The sequence below is a fragment of the Hanstruepera ponticola genome (assembly GCF_012931685.1).
Classification (GTDB): domain Bacteria; phylum Bacteroidota; class Bacteroidia; order Flavobacteriales; family Flavobacteriaceae; genus Hanstruepera; species Hanstruepera ponticola.
On the sequence record NZ_JABANC010000002.1, the window covers coordinates 264,206 to 285,384 of the forward strand.

General features: G+C 34.0%; 16 protein-coding genes. 10 read left to right on the forward strand and 6 right to left on the reverse strand.

Features of this window, described 5'->3' with window-relative positions; all coding sequences use genetic code 11:
- Positions 1-8 precede the first annotated feature (8 nt).
- Positions 9-1,166, forward strand: coding sequence for a peptidylprolyl isomerase (locus HGK31_RS07100; protein ID WP_233451022.1), 1,158 nt, complete (start codon positions 9-11; stop codon positions 1,164-1,166).
- 62 nt (positions 1,167-1,228) lie between these two features.
- Here the strand turns inward: HGK31_RS07100 and HGK31_RS07105 are convergent, their stop codons facing one another.
- Positions 1,229-2,689, reverse strand: a complete 1,461-nt coding sequence (locus HGK31_RS07105; RefSeq protein WP_191859118.1) for an aminoacyl-histidine dipeptidase — start codon at positions 2,687-2,689, stop codon at positions 1,229-1,231.
- Positions 2,690-2,761: 72 nt separating this feature from the next.
- On the opposite strand from HGK31_RS07105, the gene HGK31_RS07110 reads away from it, so the two are divergent.
- From HGK31_RS07110 to HGK31_RS07120, 3 genes are all read left to right on the forward strand, one after another.
- A complete protein-coding gene (locus HGK31_RS07110) occupies positions 2,762-3,829 on the forward strand; it encodes a DUF3810 domain-containing protein (protein ID WP_191859119.1) in 1,068 nt (355 codons plus the stop codon).
- 80 nt (positions 3,830-3,909) lie between these two features.
- Positions 3,910-6,882 (forward strand): amidohydrolase family protein, encoded by a 2,973-nt coding sequence (locus HGK31_RS07115; RefSeq protein ID WP_191859120.1) that lies wholly within the window; start codon positions 3,910-3,912, stop codon positions 6,880-6,882.
- A 55-nt stretch (positions 6,883-6,937) separates the two neighbouring features.
- Positions 6,938-8,191, forward strand: coding sequence for an amidohydrolase family protein (locus tag HGK31_RS07120; RefSeq protein ID WP_233451023.1), 1,254 nt, complete (start codon positions 6,938-6,940; stop codon positions 8,189-8,191).
- A 144-nt stretch (positions 8,192-8,335) separates the two neighbouring features.
- Here the strand turns inward: HGK31_RS07120 and HGK31_RS07125 are convergent, their stop codons facing one another.
- On the reverse strand, positions 8,336-11,449 hold the full coding sequence (locus HGK31_RS07125; RefSeq protein ID WP_191859122.1) for a T9SS type A sorting domain-containing protein: 3,114 nt from the start codon (positions 11,447-11,449) through the stop codon (positions 8,336-8,338).
- Between the two features lie 157 nt (positions 11,450-11,606).
- Between HGK31_RS07125 and HGK31_RS07130 the strand changes: the two genes are divergently transcribed.
- The gene (locus tag HGK31_RS07130) at positions 11,607-12,404 is read left to right on the forward strand and encodes a TrmH family RNA methyltransferase (protein ID WP_191859123.1); all 798 of its coding nucleotides are present in this window, start codon (positions 11,607-11,609) and stop codon (positions 12,402-12,404) included.
- 5 nt (positions 12,405-12,409) lie between these two features.
- Positions 12,410-13,642: a M48 family metallopeptidase gene (locus tag HGK31_RS07135; protein ID WP_191859124.1), complete on the forward strand. Its 1,233-nt coding sequence runs from the start codon at positions 12,410-12,412 to the stop codon at positions 13,640-13,642.
- Positions 13,643-13,654: 12 nt separating this feature from the next.
- On the opposite strand, the gene HGK31_RS07140 is transcribed toward HGK31_RS07135, so the two are convergent.
- Positions 13,655-14,299: a sterol desaturase family protein gene (locus HGK31_RS07140; protein WP_104735770.1), complete on the reverse strand. Its 645-nt coding sequence runs from the start codon at positions 14,297-14,299 to the stop codon at positions 13,655-13,657.
- Between the two features lie 113 nt (positions 14,300-14,412).
- Between HGK31_RS07140 and HGK31_RS07145 the strand changes: the two genes are divergently transcribed.
- Entirely contained in the window at positions 14,413-14,649 is a 237-nt protein-coding gene (locus HGK31_RS07145; RefSeq protein WP_191859125.1) for a hypothetical protein, read from the forward strand.
- Positions 14,650-14,651: 2 nt separating this feature from the next.
- Positions 14,652-14,966 (forward strand): DUF3784 domain-containing protein, encoded by a 315-nt coding sequence (locus HGK31_RS07150; protein ID WP_191859126.1) that lies wholly within the window; start codon positions 14,652-14,654, stop codon positions 14,964-14,966.
- Here HGK31_RS07150 and guaB read toward each other — a convergent pair.
- Together guaB and HGK31_RS07160 are read right to left on the reverse strand one after the other, a co-directional pair.
- Positions 14,963-16,435, reverse strand: coding sequence for an IMP dehydrogenase (gene guaB, locus HGK31_RS07155; protein WP_104734261.1), 1,473 nt, complete (start codon positions 16,433-16,435; stop codon positions 14,963-14,965). The two genes, HGK31_RS07150 and guaB, sit on opposite strands and share 4 nt — an antisense overlap.
- Positions 16,436-16,508: 73 nt before the next feature.
- A complete protein-coding gene (locus tag HGK31_RS07160) occupies positions 16,509-17,231 on the reverse strand; it encodes an Insecticidal toxin complex protein (RefSeq protein ID WP_233451024.1) in 723 nt (240 codons plus the stop codon).
- 187 nt (positions 17,232-17,418) lie between these two features.
- On the opposite strand from HGK31_RS07160, the gene HGK31_RS07165 reads away from it, so the two are divergent.
- On the forward strand, positions 17,419-19,638 hold the full coding sequence (locus tag HGK31_RS07165; protein ID WP_191859127.1) for a TonB-dependent receptor family protein: 2,220 nt from the start codon (positions 17,419-17,421) through the stop codon (positions 19,636-19,638).
- A gap of 57 nt (positions 19,639-19,695) precedes the next feature.
- Here HGK31_RS07165 and HGK31_RS07170 read toward each other — a convergent pair whose 3' ends face one another.
- The gene (locus HGK31_RS07170) at positions 19,696-20,556 is read right to left on the reverse strand and encodes a hydroxymethylglutaryl-CoA lyase (protein WP_191859128.1); all 861 of its coding nucleotides are present in this window, start codon (positions 20,554-20,556) and stop codon (positions 19,696-19,698) included.
- A gap of 109 nt (positions 20,557-20,665) precedes the next feature.
- Between HGK31_RS07170 and HGK31_RS07175 the strand changes: the two genes are divergently transcribed.
- Positions 20,666-21,160 carry a GNAT family N-acetyltransferase gene (locus HGK31_RS07175; protein WP_191859129.1) on the forward strand — a complete coding sequence of 165 codons (495 nt, stop codon included), beginning with the start codon at positions 20,666-20,668 and terminating at the stop codon, positions 21,158-21,160.
- Positions 21,161-21,179 lie beyond the last annotated feature (19 nt).

Consider the following 21,179-nt stretch of genomic DNA (forward strand, 5'->3'; position numbering starts at 1 on the left):
TAAATAATATGAACATTTTAAAACATACTATGAAAATTTTAGTACTTGCTCTTTTAATGAGCTTAAATTCTTGTGAGCAACAAAAATATCCAGATTTAGAAGATGGATTGTATGCTGAATTTGTAACCAACAAAGGAACTATGGTTGCCAAGCTTTATTATGACAAAGCTCCTGTAACAGTTGCTAATTTTGTCGCATTAGCAGAAGGTATGCATCCTAATGTTTCAGAACAGTTTAAAGGAAAACCTTACTTTGACAGTATCGTTTTTCACCGCGTAATTGATAAATTCATGATTCAAGGTGGTGATCCTACTGGTACTGGTACTGGTGGGCCAGGTTATAAATTCCTTGATGAATTTCATCCAGATTTAAAGCATGACAAGCCGGGTATTTTGTCAATGGCCAATTCCGGACCTGGCACAAATGGCAGTCAGTTTTTTATCACAGAAGTCCCTACACCACATCTTGACAACAAACATTCAGTTTTTGGAGAACTCGTAATTGGTTTAGATGTATTAGATACAATTTCAAATGTAAAAGTGGCTCCTGGAAACAACAAACCTGTTGATCCCGTAGTAATTGAAAAACTAAATATTTTAAGAAGAGGTCAAGATGCAGCGAGTTTTGCTGCAGTTAAAGTCTATACAGAAGAATTACCAAAAATAGAAGAAAAACAAAAAGCACTTAAAGAAGAGGCCCGCAAAAAACTTCAAGAATCTGCAAGTATCGCTGCTGAAAATTTCATTGAAAAGAACAGTGATTTGCCTGGACCAGTTGAAAAACTAGATACTGGAGTTGTCATGATTTTCCACAATAAGAATAAAGATGGTAAAAAACCAAGTAGTGCAGATCGTGTATTGATTAATTATGCTGGCTATTTTGAAGATGGTCGTTTGTTTGATACGAGTTGGGCAGATGTGGCCAAAGAAAATAATGTGTACAATGAACAACGTGACAAACAAGGCGGTTATAAGCCATTCGATGATGCCTACAATGAAACTGCAAGAGTTGTTCCTGGCTTTAGAGATGCCATGCTCAATATGAATATTGGTGATAAAGCACGTGTATTTATACCATCATATTTAGGATGGGGTGAACAAGGTTCTGGACCAATTCCACCTAATGCGAATGTTATTTTTGACATAGAACTTGTTGGAATAAAATAATTTTGAGAATATATAAATAAAAAAAGCAGCTCGATAGCTGCTTTTTTTATTTAACAATCATATTACTTTTTAGGAATTTGCTTTAAAATTTCTAAAACAAACTTCCAATATTTTTGTGTTGAAGAAATTTGTGCACGTTCATCAGGTGAATGCGCTCCTTTAATGTTCGGGCCAAAACTTATCATGTCCATTTCCGGGTAGTTTTGACCTAAAATACCACATTCCAATCCAGCATGACAAGCTGCTACGTGAGGCTTCTCATTATTCATTTCAACGTAAATGCGTTCTAATACTTTCAAAATTTTTGAATCCATATTAGGTTTCCAACCTGGATAATCACCAGAAAATTCTACTTCACATCCTGTTAGTTCAAATGTTGCACGAAGCATATTTGCCAAGTCCCACTTTGAACTTTCAACAGAGGACCGTGTTAGACATTCAATTTTTATTTCGCCATTATTAATAGAAACTTTCGCAATGTTATTAGAAGTCTCAACCAAATCGGGAATATCTGCACTCATTCTATAAACACCATTACAAGCAGCATATAAGGCACGAGTTACTCCTTCTTGAACACCTAAATCCATTATAGCTTTAGGAGTTTCACATTTAGAAATAACAATCTCTAAATCAGGTTCCATTGTACGCAATTCTGTTTTAATAGTCTGGGCTAATTGTGCCATTTCCATAATAAAAGCATCTTCATGAATGGCATCTATAGCAACGGTTGCAACACTTTCTCTCGGAATGGCATTACGCAAACTACCGCCTTGTATTTCGGATATACGCAAACCAAAATTTTCAAAACCATCAAACACCATGCGGTTCATAATTTTGTTAGCATTTCCTAATCCTTCATGAATTTGCATGCCTGAATGACCACCTTGCAATCCTTTTACAGTAATTTTATAACCGATTTTAAATTCTGGTGTTTCTTCAACTTTATAAGATCGTGTTGCCGTAACATCAACACCTCCTGCACAGCCAACACCAATTTCATCATCTTCTTCGGTATCTAAATTCAACAAAATATCACCTTCAAGTAAACCACCTTTTAAACCCATCGCTCCAGTCATCCCTGTTTCTTCGTCTATAGTAAATAGGGCTTCTATAGCAGGGTGTTCAATATCTTTACTTTCTAATATAGCCATTATTGTTGCTACGCCCAATCCATTATCTGCTCCTAAAGTAGTTCCTTTGGCGCGAACCCAATCGCCATCAACATACATGTCTATTCCTTGCGAATCAAAATCAAATTCAGTGTCGTTATTTTTTTGATGCACCATGTCTAAGTGTGATTGCATGACGATTGTCATACGATCCTCCATCCCTGGAGTTGCTGGTTTTTTTATGATAACGTTTCCAACTTCATCCTCTGTAGTTTCCAATCCTAATTGCTCTCCAAAATCTTTCATAAATGCTATGACACGTTCTTCTTTTTTTGAAGGTCTGGGCACAGCATTTAAATCGACAAATTTATTCCATAAGGCTTTGGGTTCTAATTCTCTTATTGCTTCATTCATATGTCTATTTTTTAAGTCGAACAAAGGTAATTAATGTATAGCGTATTACAAACAATTCGCTATTTTTGAATCATGCGAAGAAACCCAAAACTTTATTTAGCGCTTGCTTTAATTCCGCAACTCATTATCATTAAAATTCTAACCTACTTCCCAGAATTTGTTGAAACATATTATAGTAATGGATTATATCAATGGATTTCAAAATTATCACGTTATATTTTTGGCTGGCTTCCATTTTCATTTGGAGACATTTTTTACGCACTAGCTATTATTTATGTTGTAAGATGGCTCATAAAAAATAGGTGGCGTTTTGTTAAAGATTTAAAAGGCTGGATAATTGATGTCTTTTCTGCTGTATCTGTTATTTATTTTGCCTTTCATGTATTGTGGGCTTTAAATTATTACAGACAACCGCTTCATGAAAATTTGGGTTTACAAGCAAATTACAGCACCCAAGAATTGCTTATGGTTACTAAAAAACTTATTGATAAGTCCAATGAGTTACATACATCCATTTCCAAAAATGATAGTCTCAAAATTGAATTACCCTATTCCAAAAACGATATTTTAGATTTATCTCCAAAAGGTTATCAAAATCTACAAAATGATTATCCACATCTAGCTTACTCACCTCCTAGCCTAAAAAAATCCTTGTTTAGTTTACCTTTAACATATATGGGATTTAGCGGTTATTTGAATCCATTAACCAACGAAGCCCATATTGACAAGCTGATTCCAACTTACAAGTTTCCAACAACAGTTTCACATGAAATTGCACATCAGTTAGGTTATGCTGCTGAAAACGAAGCTAATTTTATTGGTGCACTTGCAGCCATATCTCATGACGATATTTACTTTAAATATAGTGGCTATACGTTTGCGTTGAGGCATTGTTTATTTGAAGTTTACAAAAGAGACCAAGATTTATATTATGAATTAGTTGAAACTATTAACAAAGGCATTATAAAAAACTATCAAGAAGTTCAGCTATTCTGGGATTCCTACCAAAACCCATTAGAACCCTTATTCAAAAAAACCTATGACAGCTACCTTATTGCAAATAATCAAAAAGATGGTATGCAAAGCTATAGTTATGTCGTTGCTTTGCTTGTGAATTATTTGAATCAACCTGCTCCCTAAATGTTAAAAATAGGGTCTTATAGTTTTTATAGACTCGTGATTGCCTATCTTTAGACTTCAAAATTTCTAACCAATATTTTATGATTAAAAAAATTCTATTTCCTGTTCTGGTTTTGTGCTTTTATTTCGTTTCCGCACAAGACTATGTTCCTAAAAACGATGGCGTAAAAGCTGAAAATACTAATTATGTAGCATTTACTAATGCAACTATACATACCACACCTTCAGAGGTCATTAATAACGGAACACTTTTAATTAAAGATGGTAAAGTGGTTTCTTCTGGAACAAATATTAGCATTCCAAAAAATGCTGTCGTTCATGACTTATCAGGCAAGCATATTTACCCGTCATTTATTGATGTTTACTCTGATTTTGGGGTTAAAAAACCACAACGTTCTGAACGTTCCAATGCTCCTCAATACGATGCTTCTCGAGAAGGATACTATTGGAATGACCATATCAGGCCTGAACAAAACGCTATAGAGCATTATAATTTTGACTCAAAAGCCGCTAAAGATCTACGTGAAGCTGGTTTTGGAGTTGTTAACACCCATATTGCTGATGGTATCATTAGAGGTTCGGGAAGTCTAATTGCTTTAGCACCAAATACTAATGATGCTGAACGTATTTTAGATGATAGATCTGGACAATATTATTCAACACGTAAAAGTGTGACCTCTAACCAAGCCTATCCTACATCATTAATGGGCACTATAGCTTTACTTAAACAAGTAAATTACGATGCCGATTGGTATGGAAAAGGATTGTCAAAAGTAACAGATCGTTCTTTAGAAGCTTTCAATAACAACAAGTCATTAGTGCAATTCATAGAAGCAGGCAATAAAATGAATGCTTTACGATTTGATAAAGTTGGCGATGAATTCAACACACAGTATGTTATTATTGGAGGTGGTGATGAATATGAAATGATAAATAACATAAAAGCAACAAATGCCACATTTGTTATTCCAATAAACTTCCCAGATGCTTACGACATGGAAGATCCGTTTTTAGCTCAAGCTGTTGGCTTATCTGAATTACGCGAATGGAATCAACGCCCAACAAACCCAAAAGTCTTAAATGAAAACGGTGTAACATTTGCATTAACACTGCACGATTTAAAAGCTCCTAAAGAATTTAAAGAGAAACTTCAAAAAGCTATTGAATATGGTTTTGACGAAATAGCTGCATTAGAATCACTAACGACTATTCCTGCTAAAACACTTGGTAAAGAAGCTAGTTTAGGGCAATTAAAAGCTGGCTATTATGCCAATTTTCTAATTACATCAGGAGATATTTTTGATAAAGAAACTACCTTATACGAAAACTGGGTGATTGGTGATAGACATGAAATTACTCCAATGAATGCAGTAGATTTGCGTGGTGATTACGATGTTAATGTAGCTGGACAGAAATACCAAGTTTCTATTTCTGGAGATGTCAATAAGCCAAAATCAAAAGTCAAAACAGACAGTCAAGAATTAGGCTCTAGTATTTCGATGACTGATGATTGGATGACTCTAATTTTCTCAAGTATTGATACCACGAAACAAGATTTTGTGCGTTTAACATTTAAAATAAAATCAACAGAAAACTTTAATGGTGTAGCCATTTTACCAAACGGTAACGAGACCACTTTTTATGCTACCAAAAAAGTTAATGAAGACACTTCTGAAGATAAAAAGTCTGATGCCAAGAAAGAGAAAGACCATCCAAAAGTATTCCCAGTAACCTATCCAAATGAAGCCTATGGCTTTAGTGAAAAACCAAAACAAGAAACTATTCTATTTAAAAATGCAACGGTCTGGACCAATGAATCAGAAGGTATTTTAGAACAAACCGATATCTTAATTAAGGATGGAAAAATTGCAAAAATAGGGCAAAACTTGAGCGCTGGTAATGCTAAAGTAATTGATGCTACTGGCAAACATGTAACTTCTGGAATTATTGACGAACATTCTCATATAGCAACAGCAGCTGTAAACGAAGCAGGGCACAATTCTACTGCCGAAGTTAGTATTGAAGATGTTGTTGATTCTGAAGATATCAATATTTATAGAAATTTGGCTGGTGGTGTGACTTCCATCCAAATATTACATGGTTCTGCAAACCCAATTGGTGGACGTTCAGCAATCATTAAATTAAAATGGGGTGAATCACCAGATAATTTAATTTATAACAATTCACCAAAATTTATAAAGTTTGCATTAGGCGAAAATGTAAAACAATCCAATTGGGGTGACAACGTACGTTCTCGTTTTCCTCAAACACGAATGGGTGTCGAGCAAATGTTCACAGATTATTTCACCAGAGCTAAAGCTTATGATGCTGCCAAAAAAAGTGGCAAACCATATCGTAAAGATTTAGAAATGGAAGTCATATCTGAAATTTTAAACAAAGAGCGTTTTGTCTCTTGTCATTCATACGTTCAAAGTGAAATTAATATGCTCATGAAAGTAGCTGAAAGATTTGACTTTAACATCAATACGTTTACACATATTTTAGAAGGCTATAAAGTAGCTGATAAAATGAAAGAACACGGTGTTGGCGGTTCTACATTTAGTGACTGGTGGGCTTATAAATTTGAAGTGAACGATGCTATTCCACAAAATGCAGCAATTATGCACAATCAAGGAGTTATAACCGCAATAAATAGTGACGACAGAGAAATGTCTAGACGCTTGAATCAAGAAGCAGCAAAATCAATTAAATATTGTGGTATCAGTGAAGAAGAAGCTTGGAAATTTGTAACACTCAATCCTGCAAAACTATTACATATAGACAATCGCGTAGGTAGTTTAAAGGTAGGTAAAGATGCTGATATAGTTTTATGGAGTGATAATCCATTATCTATTTATGCCAAAGCTGAAAAAACACTTATTGATGGCACGGTTTATTTTGACATGGAGCGCGATGAACAAATGAGAGCATCCATGAAACGTGAAAAAAATGAACTCACAACCATGATGCTTCAAGCCAAAAACAAAGGTTTAAAAACAAAGCCTATTGAAAAGAAAATAGATAAAGAATTTCATTGCGAAACTATAAATTAGAAAAATGAACATGAGAAAACTATATATATTAATTGCTTGCTTTTTAATAACAAATATGAGTCAAGCACAACAGACACCAGCTCCCAAACAATCAAAAACAATAGCTATTGTTGGAGCAACAGCGCATATTGGAGATGGTAATGTTATTGAAAACAGTGTCATTATTTTTGAAAATGGTAAAATCCAAACGGTAGCAGATGGATCTACTATAAGAATAGATAGAACTAAAACTGATATCATCAATGCTCAAGGCAAACATGTATATCCAGGTTTTATTGTTCCAAATTCTACTTTGGGTTTGGTAGAGATTGATGCCGTACGTGCCACGCAAGACAGTGATGAAGTTGGGCAAATGAATCCAAATATAAGAAGCTTAATTGCCTATAATGCCGAATCTAAAATTGTTGAATCCATGAGACCAAGTGGTGTACTTATAGGTCAAATAAAGCCAGAAGGCGGTCGTATATCTGGTACCTCATCCATTGTACAATTTGATGCATGGAACTGGGAAGATGCAGCACTAAAAGTTGATGATGGTGTTCACTTAAACTGGCCTAGCCCCTATTCTAGAGGTCGTTGGTGGTTAGGTGAGCCAAATGTGTTAAAACCTAATGAAAATTATAACAATCAAATTACAGAACTCACTGACTTTTTTGCTGCTTCAAAAGCGTATTTAGAAGGTGATAGAAAAACTAAAAATCTCCAATATGAAGGATTAAAGGGTGTTTTAGATGGTAGTCAAAAACTGTTTATAAATGTTAATGATGAAAAAGGTATAACTGATGCTGTTGAATTTGCTAAAGAAAACAAATTGAATATTGTAATTGTTGGAGGTTATCATGCTTACAAGGTTGCTAATTTGTTAAAACAAAACAATATTCCTGTGATATTAAATGGTGTTCACAGCTTACCTAAAAGTGATGATGATGATTATGATCTTCCCTTTAAAGCTGCTAAGCTATTAGTTGACCAAGGTGTATTGGTTGGTTTACAATCTGAAAGTAGAAATGAACGTATTAATTCACGTAATATACCATTTTATGCTGGCACGTGTGTGGCATACGGATTAGATAAAGAAGAAGCTCTAAAATTATTAACCTCAAACACAGCTAAAATTTTAGGTATAGATGATTTTTGTGGCACTCTTGCAGAAGGCAAAGATGCCACACTTTTCATTAGTGAAGGCGATGCACTTGATATGCGAACCAATATTTTAACCCACGCTTTTATACAAGGTCGAAATATTAGTTTAGAGACCCATCAAACAGAATTAGCGAAACGGTATTCGGATAAATATAAAAACGAATAAAAAAAAGCTGTCTAAAAAATTATTGTTTTGTCAATCTGAACGCGTTTCAGATTCTAAAACAAACTGAAAATCAAAAAGAAATAAGATTCTGAAATAAATTCAGAATGACAGATTTTCGATTTTTTAGACAGCTTCTTTTTTGTATTAATTTATAATAAGCTTTTTTATCTCTTGGAATTCTTCGTTATATAACTTAATAACATACAAACCAGTAGATAAGTTAGAAACGTCTATTTGGAAATTTGTTGTGTCAGTTTTATACAATTGATCCGAAATCAATTTTCCTTGAATATCATAAATCGCCACAGATAACTGACTTCCTATCTGATTGCTCATGTTCACATTCAGGAAATCATTTGTCGGGTTAGGATAGATTGAAAATTGTGAACTATCAAATTCTGTTACTGATAGATTATTAACGAATTCTGTTTCAAAAGTGTTCGTCGTAATTGCGGGATTAAAATCAAAATAGATATCTGCAAAGTTTGGAATAACATCGCCTAAAGCATAACCAGGCGTAGGTTTGATTTTAAAATAGACATAGCCATGACTGTTGGGTTCGTCCATACTTTCACTTGGCAAATCAATGTCGTCAAATTGCCATGTCAAATTATTATCTATGCGCGTTAATACATAATCATGACTGGCATGTAACATTTTAAATGTCGAGGCACTCAATTGGGAATCCAATAAATCCTCAATACGGATATCTATAGCTTCGGCAGTTCCCAAGTTTTGAAATCGAATAGTGTAGTACAGATAATCATTGCTGGTAAAATCATTCAAAATAATTTCAGGCCCATGGGATTCCATTTTGTCATTAGGGTCGTAAGAATTAACCACAGTTTGTGTTAATGTAGATTCATTATTGACAATATTAAGATCACTTATATTATAGACAACAGAATTTGTAAGTAAATCTCCAGCCATAATGCTTGCAGGAACATCCAATCTAACTGTTACAGTTTCTGACTCACCAGGTTGTAAATCATTAAAATTTAAAATAAAACCTGTAGTCGTATTTGTAACAGAATTTCCAGAATTAACATTGTAAACACCTTCTAATGTTAGCATTGGATCATAAGTGAATTCAATAGAACCAGAATTAGGTAAAAGCCCTAAATTTGATATGGTTAATGTATTATTATATAAAACACCAGGTCTCGGTGAAGCATTTGCCGTTAGATAGACCGCTATATCACCACAATTGCTAATTGCCTCTAGAGGGAATTCAACTTGAACAGTTTCATTATTAGTAGCTGTAACATCTTCAACCATACTCAAAGTCTGACTCAAACAAGTATTATACTCATCGTACATAGTAAAACCAATATCATACATATCGCCATCTTCTGTTACATAAATTAAAAAACTATCGGAATTTGAATTTAAGTAATGAATTATACCGTCATTATTAATTTCATATGTAAAAACACCTTGATTGAAGTCCATTTCTGAAGTATCATAAATTGCGTTAGAATTTTCATCTATAAAGGCTTTAACTTCAATGACACCAACACAACCTGCCGTAAAGTTTTCAATAGTTGAATTTGAGCATGTTCCATTTGCGATATATTCTACATAATAGGTCTCACCAGGAATACAACCCGTTACTGTTCCAGTTACAGGATCAATAACCGCGCCATCTGCTGGATCAGGATTAAAATTAAAAATACCTCCATCATCACCTGTAATAGTCGCTATAGCTCCATCACAGGTTGGTGTCATATAAAAACTAGCATCATCCTGCAATAACACCGTAACACTTTGTATCGAAGAGTCAGGACAAGCTCCAGGGGACGTATATCTAATAATATATGTCATTCCAAATGTACCTCCTGTAATGGTTCCTGTTTCGGTATTAAGTATTGCATCATCTATCGGTTCTTCTTCAAAAGAAAAAACACCTCCTTGAGTACCTGTAATATTCACTGTTCCACCATCACAAGTTGGTGTCATAAAAAAACTAGCATCAGTAGCTGATAAAACTTCAAAACAGCTTATGCTTGATACAACTTCAGAGTTTGTAACTGTATATTCAACACAATAGTTAGTATCAGGAATTCCATTGGTCACTTCACCAGTATCTGGGTCAATAACAACGTCATTATTTCCAATAGAATCTGGAACTAAAGAGAAAACACCTCCAGATTCTCCAATTATAGTTGCAGTTGCGCCATCACAAGTAGGTGACAATTCAAAAGCTGCCGCTTCAGATCCATCCATATTAATAGTTACACAACGTGTCACAACTACTGTTGTTTCTTGACAGAATGAATTCAGAACAGTATAGGTTAACTCTGCAGTATAATTTGATGCTCTTGTAGGACATACATTGATAGAATTTCCAGTTCCAATGACTGTGTTAGTATCATCATACCACCTAATTTCATTAACTGAATCACCAGTAGGATAAAATTGCCAAGCTTCAAAGTTTGTTACTTCCCATTGTTCTGTATTTCGCTCTGGTGGAGCCAATCCTTGAGTGCCTGCCATATTTTGAATACCCAAAGCTGCTCTTCCTCCTGCCCAACTATTACAAGCTGGTTTGCTATAAATATATACCTCAACAACATTGGTTGTTTCATATAAAAATATTTGCTGCGAGGTTCTTAAATTAGTACAACTATATTGTGGTACATTATAAAAATTATAAGTAAACACCCTAAATGGTGCTTCACCTTTTACACCATAAGTTATGAAATATGAATCAGGATCTACTCCTGGTGCAAGAGGAAATAAATCATGAATAGCTCCGAAAATATTACCATCTCTTAATGCAGCATCTGTATTGTTTGGAATTGTAGCGCCTGCTGCTGGTGTCCAAAAATGAAACTCATTTGTTAATAATGTTGGATCAAAACTCACAACACCATTAGTAGATAATCTAGATTCGGTGTAACACTGCTGATAAAATGTAAAATTAAAACCTAATGGAATTAATTGACTCCATTGATCATCAGAATAGAGACCTGTATCAGTACCTACATCACCAAAACTATACGAAGGGTTATAAGGTATTGAACGAACGGCGTATGTATTAGTTTGTCCTATTTCGTTAAAACTTGCTGTTAAATCAACACATTCTCCTTCCGAAATAATAAAATCTTCATCACTAGATACAATTGTTAAGTTATGACTGCCTTGACCACTAGACAAAACGCTTGGCGGACACACTTGAGCTGAAATATAAATTATTGGATAAATTAATAGCAATATGCAAATTGTAATTTTATTTATTTTAAAAGAATTTTTCATAAAGATTGGTTAATTAGTATTAGCGTACATGCATTAGATGCAAAAAATTCCAAAAGGTTGCGTTAATTTAATGATTAATTTTAATAATCGTTGAAAAGAAACATTAATTTACAAATAAGAATTAATTTTGAGTTGACTTTTAAAATACGTCTTTTGAATGCACAAACAAATAACTAGTTACCAAAACCCATTTATCAAAGAACTCTTTCAGCTCAAGGAAAAATCGCGAATCAGAAAACAATCTGGTCAATTTTTAATTGAAGGCGTCCGCGAAATAACACTTGCTATAAAAGGTGGCTATAATTTATCAAATATCCTATTTCTACCAGAATTAATATCGGAACAAGCTGTAACCAAACTAACTAGGACGCCTACAGAACTCATTGAAATTTCAAAAGATGTGTATCAAAAATTAGCACATCGTGATACAACCGAAGGTGTTTTAGCAGTAGCAAAATTTAAAGAGCATGAAATTGATAATCTGAAATTTAACTCAAACAACCCATTAATATTGGTTGCAGAAGCTCCTGAAAAACCGGGCAATATAGGTGCTTTATTGCGTACAGCTGATGCTGCCAATTTGGATGCTGTAATTATTGCTAACCCGAAAACCGATTTATACAACCCAAACATTATTCGTTCTAGTGTTGGCTGCGTGTTTACCAATCAAATTGCGATGGGAACAACATCTGAAATTATTCGGTTTTTGAAAAAAAACAATATCCATATTTTTTGCGCTGCCCTGCAGGCATCAAAAGATTATCATACCCAAGATTACACAATACCCACAGCTATTGTAGTTGGCACAGAAGCGACTGGATTAAGCGATGAATGGCGCGAGGAATCTACCCAGAATATTATCATTCCCATGCATGGCGAAATAGACTCTATGAATGTATCTGTTGCGGCAGGAATTCTTATTTTTGAAGCCAAAAGACAACGCGATTTTAAATAATTATCATGACAGTAAACACTCTATTCTGGATCATAATTGCAATAATCCTCATTAATTTTATCATTGATAAAATACTTGATGCCCTGAATGCCAAACACTTTAATGACGACTTGCCTGAAGCTATCAATGATGTTTATGATGAAGACGAATACAATAAATCACAAGCATATAAACAAACAAATTACAAATTCGGGATTTTAACCTCAACATTTTCGTTGGTTTTAACTTTAGTGTTTTTATTCCTTGATGGTTTTGAATATGTAGATAACCTCGCCAGAAGTTATTCAGACAATCCTATAATCATTGCTTTGATTTTCTTTGGTATTATCATGATTGGTAGTGATATAATAACGACTCCTTTTTCCTATTACAAAACTTTTGTAATTGAAGAACAATTTGGATTTAATAAAACCACAAAAAAGACGTTTGTCCTAGACAAGATAAAAGGTTGGCTGATGTTAGCTGTTTTAGGAGGTAGTATTTTAGCGCTTATTATTTGGTTCTATCAAGCTACTGGAGACAACTTTTGGTTATATGCTTGGGCCGTTGTTACTGTATTTACTGTAATTATGAATATGTTTTACGCTAAACTTATTGTACCGCTATTTAATAAACAAACGCCATTAGAAGCTGGGGTTTTAAGGGATAAAATTTCATCTTACGCAAAAACAGTTGGTTTTAAATTAGATAAGATTTTTGTGATTGATGGCTCAAAACGAAGCACCAAAGCAAATGCTTATTTTTCTGGGTTTGGTAGTGAAAAAAGGGTAACACTATATGATACCCTAATCAATGATTTGGAAGATGAGGAAATAGTTGCTGTTCTAGCGCATGAAGTTGGGCATTATAAGAAGAAGCATATCATTTTTAACCTTATAACTTCAATACTTCTGACTGGTTTGACCTTATATATCCTATCAATCTTTATTTCTAATCCGCTTTTATCTAACGCATTGGGTGTTGAAATTCCAAGTTTCCATATAGGACTTATTGCTTTTGGACTACTGTATTCGCCCATTTCAGAAATTACAGGACTCATCATGAATTGGGTTTCAAGAAAGTTTGAGTATCAAGCCGATAATTATGCCAAAGAAACTTACAAAGCTGAACCGCTAATAACGTCACTTAAAAAGCTATCTAAAAATAGTTTGAGCAACTTAACACCTCATCCAGTTTATGTGTTTATGCATTATTCGCATCCAACACTTTTGAATAGAATTAGAAATTTAAAATCTTAAAAACAATAACGGTTACTTTTTACGCTTGGCCTTTGGCGGCATTGTACCAAATACTTTGTCCCAAAAGGTATTAGAAACACCAAACGCTTTATCTGGATATTGATAATGATGTAAACTATGATGATGCCATAAATGCTTAAATCGTTTAGGTGGCTTCATTATGTGGGTTGCTCTATGCACAAATGAATACATGAGATAACCTACAAAGAACCCTGGGAAAAAGCCATAGACTAATTGTGTGTAACCTGTTATCCAAAAAATGATAAAGAAAAAAACAAATAAGATTGACGCTAGTATTAATCCAGGTACTGGAGGCATTAATAAACGCTCCTCATCTTTAGGGAAATGGTGATGAGACCCATGCATAATAAAATGAAAACGTTGTGACCACTTGGCTTCAGTGACCCAATGAAATACATAGCGATGTAAAACATATTCCGCAAAAGTCCAAAAAAATAAGCCTATAACAAATAGTCCAGCAAACTGCAATACACTTAAGCCCATAACTTCAATCGCAATGTAGCCTAAAACTAAATTAGTTATACCATATACTATGATATTGGATACAGGGTCTGTTTTTGTCAAACGCTCTAAAAAAGGATTTTTAAAAATCTGCGCTTGACCTGTTTGAAATTCTGTTGTGACTCGTGGCTTCATAATTACAAAATTAACTTGTGTAAATAATAACACAAAATTACCTAATTTTGAATAAAAAATTGAATTCCTTTTAAAATTCCTCAAATTTAGACTTAACAAAATCGAATTATTGCATGAGACAATTAAAATTAATTTGGGATTTCAGAGGACCAGATGCCCTAAAAACAGCTGAACACCATGAAATTCATTTAAAAGATTACATTAAAACTGAACAGTTACAGACAGATATAACTGGATTTCAATCTATATCCAATATACATGCAATTGCTTTTATGGTTGTACCAGAAAATATTATGAAACCCATTCGTGATACCTTAAAACCACATCGTGGCCAACTATATCAAGAATAAATATGATACTAACAGCCTTAATTTTTATAGTTCTAGGAGTTTTAATAAAGCATGGCAAATTTTATAATCTCATTGCTGGTTACAATACCATGTCCAAAGAAGAAAAAGCCAAATATAATATTGTAAAAATAGCTATACTATTTAGAAATGTCATGTTTTACATGGCCATTATTACGATACTTGGTTATCTGCTGTCTAAATATTATGAAAATGACAAAATTGGCCTGTACGCTATTATTCTAGCAACAATAACTGGTTTACCATACCTTTTAATCAAATCGAATTCAAATGCCTACAAAAAGAAAGACACCGATTAACGTGAATAATTAGGTGATTCTTTAGTAATTGTCACATCATGTGGATGACTTTCATTAATACCAGAAGCCGTAATTTTAACAAATTGTCCAGTCTCTTTTAATGTCTCTATGTCTTTGGCACCACAGTAACCCATTCCAGCTCTTAAACCGCCTACAAACTGATGAATACTTTCGTTTAATTCACCTTTATATGGTACGCGTCCAACAATACCTTCTGGAACTAATTTTTTAATATCATCCTCGACATCTTGAAAATAGCGGTCTTTACTACCTTGCTTCATGGCTTCAACTGAACCCATACCGCGATAGGACTTAAATTTACGTCCTTCATAAATTATTGTTTCGCCTGGTGATTCTTTGGTACCAGCTAACAAAGAACCTAACATTACACAGTCTGCTCCTGCTGCAATGGCTTTAGGAATATCGCCTGTATAGCGAATACCACCATCTGCAATTACTGGAACACCTGAACCTTTAATGGCTGCAGCTACTTCCAAAACTGCCGAAAACTGCGGAAATCCAACACCTGCAACAACACGTGTTGTACAAATAGAACCAGGACCAATACCAACTTTTACGGCATCTGCTCCCGCTTCAACTAAATATTTTGCAGCAGCAGCTGTTGCTATATTACCAACAATGACATCTAAATTTGGAAATTTAGACTTGACATCTTTCAACACGTTTACTACACCTTTAGTATGACCATGAGCTGTATCAATTATAATAGCATCAACACCTGCATTTACCAAAGCTTCAGCACGATCAACGGCATCGCCTGTAACACCAATAGCAGCAGCAACACGCAATCTACCATAAGAATCCTTATTGGCATTTGGCTTTTGTGTTAACTTCGTAATATCTCTAAATGTTATTAAACCAATAAGTTTAAAGTTTTCGTCAACTACAGGTAATTTTTCAATTTTATTTTCTTGAAGAATATCTTCGGCATCCATTAATGACGTTCCTTTACCTGCTGTCACCAAATTTTCAGAAGTCATAACCTCCACTATTGGACGATTGTTGTTTTTCTCAAAACGCAAATCACGATTGGTCACAATACCTTTTAAAACACCATTATCATCAACAATGGGAATACCACCAATACTATGCTCTGCCATGTTTTCTTTAGCATCACGAACAATAGCCGTTAAAGGAAGTGTCACTGGATCGATAATCATACCGCTTTCTGCACGTTTAACCTTTCTAACTTTTGATGCCTGCTCCTCAATAGTCATATTCTTATGCAACACACCTATACCGCCTTCTTGTGCCATGGCAATAGCCATTTTACTTTCGGTAACGGTATCCATAGCTGCTGAAACTATAGGTACATTAATGGTAATGTTTTTAGTGAATTTTGTTTGAATACTGACTTCGCGTGGTAAAACTTCAGAAAAAGCTGGGACAAGAAGAACGTCGTCATAAGTTAAACCTTCTCCGACAATTTTGTTTTGATGTGCAATCATGATGCAATTACGATTATAATTGCATGCAAATATACAACTTAAAATAGGAATAACGTTTTTAGCAAGCGTTAATTTATTGGTAATGCTTTTTACAATAAGTTCTCAACTTGTTTAGTGCGTATTCGTAGCGCATTTCAGCGCTCTTAATATCACCTTCAAAGCGAATAGCTTTTGGCACCAAAAGTGCATAAAACCCCTTCCCTTTTGCCATTTTTGTTATCGTTTTTAAGGTTTCATTATCCACATCAGAATAAATTTCTGACAACCACACATATTGTTCTTTTTGTAAAAACATTTTATCCCATTCTAAAGCATTCTGCCCTTTTAAATTGTTGTTTGAATTTACCAATCGAGTAATAAGTTCAAAGGCATTATTAAAAACAGTCTCACTGCCTTGATAAGCATAATCCTGTACGCTCTTTTTTGTAAAAATATTAAACGGAAACGCTTTGGTTAATCGCAACTTTTTTGAGATATAATGTGCCATTTTTGGCCAAACAACCTCACTGTTTTTTTCTTCTAAACAATGATATAGCCATTCGTAGAAATCACGCCTTTGAACTATTGTAGTATATTCAAAGGGCTGTTGGTTATTCAAATTATAAATATTGGCCTCATGCCAAACTTGAGTATGACGCTTCCTGTCCGATTTCAACCAATCGGAGGCTGTTAATTCTTTTAAACCAGTTTGTTTTTGAAAATCATTTAAAGATTTATATTCTTTAGCAAATGAATATTCTAAGCCCGAACAAATAGTCATTACTGCTATTAAATAATAAATTACCTCTTTATTCATATCCTAAATTAACTATAAATATAAAAGCCAAACAATAATATAAATTTTATTTCGAATTTAAATTCTGATATTCAAAGCATTAAGAAATATTATTTTTATTTATTCTAAATAAACTTGCAAGAAGTAACTTTTGATATTATTTTTGCAGCCGGAAAATCAAATCTATTTATAATAAGTCTAAATAAAAATGAAATACTACTTATCAATATTTACAGTACTTTTAAGCTTATCGTTAGCTGCTCAAAATGAAAAACCTCTTGATTCTGTTCAAGATTTAAACGAAGTTATAATTTCCACAAACGTTATTTTTGGAAATAAATATGTAGCCAAAAACAGAACAGGTTCCGCGTATTACATTTCACCAGAAGAATTAGCAAAATTTAATTATACTGACATTAATCGTGTTTTACGTACAGTTCCTGGTGTCAACATATATGAAGAAGACGGTTATGGTCTTCGACCAAACATTAGTCTGCGTGGTACATCACCAGAACGTAGCGCAAAAATTTCAATTATGGAAGACGGTGTTTTAATTGCTCCTGCTCCATACAGTGCTCCTGCAGCCTATTACTTTCCATCAATTGCAAGAATGGAAGCCATTGAAATATTAAAAGGTAGTAGCCAAGTACAATATGGACCATTTACAACAGGTGGTGCCATAAATATGGTATCAACTCAAATACCAGATTCTTTCTATGGAAAAGTTTTTGGTAGTTATGGTTCCTTCAATACTGGGCAATTTCAAGCCAAAATTGGAGATAGCAAAGAAAACTTTGGTTACATGGTTGAGTATTTAAACTACAATTCAGATGGTTTTAAAAATCTTTTAGACAACCAAAACACAGGTTTTGACAAAAACGATGTGGTTGCCAAGTTTCGAGTGAACTCTAGTCCAGGAGCAAAAATTAATCAAGCCCTAGAATTTAAATTTCAATATTCAGATGAACTTTCAAACGAAACCTATTTAGGGTTAACAGATGAAGATTTTGAAACTAGTCCTTTTGATAGATACGCCTCGTCTCAATTTGATAGAATGGATACTGAACATATTCAATTTATGGCAACGCATAGATTAGACTTTACACCAGATTTTCGAGTTACTACAACAGGATATTATAACAGATTTCAACGTAACTGGTATAAATTAAATGATGTGACCCTAAATGATGACCGTGTTGGAATAGCCAATATTGTCAGCGACCCAGAAACCTATGCGAATTATATGCAGGTTGTAAAAGGTGAAGTCGACTCACCTGATGATGCCTTACGAGTAAAAGCCAATAACAGATTATATCATTCAAAGGGTATTCAAACCAAACTAGATTATCATTATAAAGGCGATAATACCTTCCACGATATAGAAGTTGGATTGCGTTATCATTATGATGAAGAAGATCGTTTTCAATGGGTAGATAATTACAGGATAAATAATCAAGGATTAATGACTTTAACTTCTGCTGGCACTCCTGGAACGGATGCAAACAGAGTTAGTGCAGCTACAGCATTTGCTGCCTACGCCATGTATAAATTTCGATATAATAAATTAACCGTAACTCCTGGGTTGCGCTATGAAAACATTGTTCTTACTCGTGATGATTATGGTAAAAATGATGTAAACCGTACAGGTGTAAATTTGGCCTCTCGTGAAAACAAAGTAGATGTCTTTATTCCTGGTATTGGATTTAGTTATAAGTTTAACAATATGACATCAATTTTCGGCGGTGTTCATAAAGGATTCTCTCCACCAAGTAATCAAGCCGGACAAAAGCCTGAGGAAAGTATAAATTATGAATTAGGAAGTAGATTTGCTATTTCAAAATTAAAAGGTGAAATCGCTGTTTTTTACAATGATTACAGTAACCTGTTAGGTAGTGATTTAGCTGCAACTGGTGGAACAGGTTCATTAGAACAGTTTAACGCTGGTGAAGTAAACGTAGCTGGTCTTGAAGCTTTAATTAATTATGACCTGCTAGCCAATAACGCTAAACTTTCTTTACCAATCTCATTCGGTTATACTTATACTCATGCGGAATTCCAAAATAGCTTTGGTAGCGATGATGGTTTATGGGGAGACGTGCAAGAAGGCGATCAATTACCATACATTCCAGAACATCAATTTAACCTTATGATTTCATTGGAACATGAAAAATACGAACTAAATGCCAGTGGTCGCTATTTAGGTGAATTTAGAACAATGGCTGGATCTGGTGCGATACCAGAAAACGAAAAAGTTGATTCGAATTTTGTATTAGATTTTTCAGCTAAATACCATTTTAATAATCACTTCAGTTTAACTGGAAATATAATTAATGCTTTAGATACGACGTATGCCGTTTCAAGAGTACCTGCTGGCTTGAGGCCAGGTATGCCTTTTGCAGCTAATGCAGGATTAGAGTTCAGGTTTTAAAACTATGAATTAGTCTAAATTTATAAAGCTACTTGATTCAAGTAGCTTTTTTTATGATTAGTGAAATGCTGAAAATATTTTAGTTGCTTCGTTATAAGCACTCTCAAAACTCATAGCATTTAAATCAGATTTCTTTTTTGTTGTGAAATACGACAGTAATTTTTCAGTGGGCATATTTCCAGTAAGCTCATCCTTAGCCATTGGGCAACCACCAAAACCTTGGATCGCGCCATCAAAACGATTACAGCCGGCTTTATAAGCCGCATCAACTTTTTCAAACCAGGTTGATGGCGTAGTATGCAAATGGGCACCAAATTCAATTTCAGGATACTTTGGAATTAAATTAGAAAACAGATAATCTATATTTTCTGGATCTGAACTCCCAATGGTATCACTCAAGGATAATATCTTGACACCCATATTACTTAAGCGTTCAGTCCACTCCCCTACAATATCAACATTCCAAGGATCACCATAAGGATTACCAAATCCCATAGAAATATAAACCACCACTTCTTTATTTGATTTATCGGCTATCTCTAAAATTTCTTTCAAAGTTACAACCGATTGTGCAATAGTTTTGTGCGTGTTACGCATCTGGAAATTTTCTGAAATGGAGAACGGATACCCTAAATAATCGATTTCTGTATGTTGTGAAGCATCTTGCGCGCCTCTTGTGTTTGCAATAATAGCCAATAGCTTACTGGTTGTTTTCGATAAATCAAGTTGTGCTAAAACTTCGGCTGTATCCACCATTTGTGGAATGGCTTTAGGTGACACAAAACTTCCAAAATCAATAGTATCAAATCCCACACGCAATAACGATTGAATGTATTGAACCTTCTTTTCAGTGGGTATAAACGCTTTGATACCTTGCATGGCATCACGTGGACACTCTATGATTTTGATTTCTGTCATATTCTCAAAAATAGAATATTTAAACATTAGTAAAAAACAATTTAGGCATGATTCTATTTTTAATAGATTTATAATACCTTAACTGATTAAAAACAAATAAATTTTTGCTTTGATAAAACAAGTAATTTCAATAGCCGACATAAAATTAACTACTCAATTAGCCCATAAAATTTGGAACCAACATTATGAGCCCATAATTGGGCAAGACCAAGTGAATTATATGGTTGATAAATTTCAAAGTGAATCCGCCATAACCAAACAGCTAGAGGATGGCTACCTATATTTTCTCATTGAACATCAGTCAAAACCATGTGGCTATCTCGCTTTAGTTCCTAATAAATCAGAAAATAAATTAATGATTAGTAAAATTTATGTTGACATAGATTACAGAGGCTTAAGTTTGGGTACTAAACTTTTAGAATTCACCATTAAAAAAGCTAAAACAGAAAGCTTTAAAACTATTTGGTTAACAGTAAACAAATACAATACAAACTCTATAAAGTGGTACGAAAAAAAGGGGTTCAGAATAATAAAAGAAATAGTAATGGATATAGGGAACGGCTATGTAATGGACGATTATCTATTAGAACTACTAATAAATTAACTCTTAGTTTGTAAGCAAT

Bases quoted from the DNA above. Each gene is read 5' to 3' on its own strand.
- HGK31_RS07160 (WP_233451024.1), bottom strand. From the start codon at position 17,231: ATGAATAAAGAGGTAATTTATTATTTAATAGCAGTAATGACTATTTGT.
- HGK31_RS07130 (WP_191859123.1), top strand. From the start codon at position 11,607: ATGCACAAACAAATAACTAGTTACCAAAACCCATTTATCAAAGAACTC.
- HGK31_RS07115 (WP_191859120.1), top strand. From the start codon at position 3,910: ATGATTAAAAAAATTCTATTTCCTGTTCTGGTTTTGTGCTTTTATTTC.
- HGK31_RS07120 (WP_233451023.1), top strand. From the start codon at position 6,938: ATGAGTCAAGCACAACAGACACCAGCTCCCAAACAATCAAAAACAATA.
- HGK31_RS07150 (WP_191859126.1), top strand. From the start codon at position 14,652: ATGATACTAACAGCCTTAATTTTTATAGTTCTAGGAGTTTTAATAAAG.
- HGK31_RS07125 (WP_191859122.1), bottom strand. From the start codon at position 11,449: ATGAAAAATTCTTTTAAAATAAATAAAATTACAATTTGCATATTGCTA.
- HGK31_RS07145 (WP_191859125.1), top strand. From the start codon at position 14,413: ATGAGACAATTAAAATTAATTTGGGATTTCAGAGGACCAGATGCCCTA.
- HGK31_RS07165 (WP_191859127.1), top strand. From the start codon at position 17,419: ATGAAATACTACTTATCAATATTTACAGTACTTTTAAGCTTATCGTTA.
- guaB (WP_104734261.1), bottom strand. From the start codon at position 16,435: ATGATTGCACATCAAAACAAAATTGTCGGAGAAGGTTTAACTTATGAC.
- HGK31_RS07170 (WP_191859128.1), bottom strand. From the start codon at position 20,556: ATGACAGAAATCAAAATCATAGAGTGTCCACGTGATGCCATGCAAGGT.
- HGK31_RS07140 (WP_104735770.1), bottom strand. From the start codon at position 14,299: ATGAAGCCACGAGTCACAACAGAATTTCAAACAGGTCAAGCGCAGATT.
- HGK31_RS07105 (WP_191859118.1), bottom strand. From the start codon at position 2,689: ATGAATGAAGCAATAAGAGAATTAGAACCCAAAGCCTTATGGAATAAA.
- HGK31_RS07110 (WP_191859119.1), top strand. From the start codon at position 2,762: ATGCGAAGAAACCCAAAACTTTATTTAGCGCTTGCTTTAATTCCGCAA.
- HGK31_RS07135 (WP_191859124.1), top strand. From the start codon at position 12,410: ATGACAGTAAACACTCTATTCTGGATCATAATTGCAATAATCCTCATT.
- HGK31_RS07100 (WP_233451022.1), top strand. From the start codon at position 9: ATGAACATTTTAAAACATACTATGAAAATTTTAGTACTTGCTCTTTTA.